The following is a 1,129-nucleotide window of genomic DNA, read 5'->3' on the forward strand; positions in this document are numbered from 1 at the left end:
AGAACTGACTAAACTAGGCATTGAAAACGCGAAACCAGTACAGGCGGGCGTAAAATTTAAAGCCACGAATGAGCAAATCTATCGTTGTTGTTTGTGGAGCCGCTTGGCATCACGATTTGTACGTGTTTTATCTGAATTCACTTGTAACGACGACATGGATCTATACCTATCTACTTCGTCAATTAACTGGGTGAATCAATTCCACAGTTCTAAGCGTTTCGTTGTGGACTTTAACGGTACCAACCGCGAGATCCGCAACAGTCAGTACGGCGCGATGAAAGTAAAAGATGGCATCGTTGATTGCTTTGAGAAGAAAGGCTTACCTCGACCAAACATCAGCAAAGAACGTCCTGATATTCGCGTTCATGTTCGCCTTCACAAAGATAAAGCTATCTTAGGTGTTGATATGGTAGGCAGTGGCCTTCATCAACGTGGCTACCGTCCGGAATCTGGCCGTGCACCACTTCGTGAAACATTAGCAGCGGCGATCATTATGCGTTGTGGTTGGGACAGTCATCAGCCACTTCTCGATCCAATGTGTGGTTCTGGTACGTTACTGATTGAAGCGGCAATGATGGCTGCAAATATGGCTCCTGGTGTAAAACGAAAGCAATGGTGCTTTGAATCACTTGAAGACTTTGAGCCAGATACATGGGCTGAAATCAAATCAGAAGCAAACGTTCAGGCTAGACGCGGCGTCAAGAAAGTTGACGCTAAGTTTTTTGGCTTCGATAACGATCCGAAAGTTCTGAAAGTTGCACAAGAGAACGCTCGCAGAGCAGGGGTTGAGGAACTGATTGAGTTTGCTCAAGGCGATGCGGCAACTATTACGCGACCTGCAGGTTTTGAAAATGGTGTGATTGTATCTAACCCACCTTACGGCGAACGTTTGGGTACAGAGCCAGGTCTGATTGCGCTTTACACCGCGTTTGGTGGCCAATTGAAAGCAGAATTCGGTGGCTGCAAAGCGTCTATTTTCTCTAGTTCAGATGAGTTGCTGAGCTGTCTTCGCATGCGTGCAGATAAGCAATTCAAATTAAACAATGGTGCGTTACCGTGTCACCAAAAAAACTACAGCATCGCAGAACGTAGTGCCGATGAAGTAAAAGGTGCAGATACCAATACTCAA

1 protein-coding gene is annotated in these 1,129 nt (G+C 45.9%); it reads left to right on the forward strand.

The genetic code is table 11. From position 1 onward, the window contains the following. The coding region (gene rlmKL / locus R7P72_RS25410; protein WP_318111009.1) for a bifunctional 23S rRNA (guanine(2069)-N(7))-methyltransferase RlmK/23S rRNA (guanine(2445)-N(2))-methyltransferase RlmL at positions 1 to 1,129 on the forward strand (1,129 nt) is incomplete at both ends.

Origin of the sequence: Vibrio sp. Vb0888 (assembly GCF_033338835.1) — a bacterium.
Classification (GTDB): Bacteria; Pseudomonadota; Gammaproteobacteria; order Enterobacterales; family Vibrionaceae; genus Vibrio; species Vibrio alginolyticus.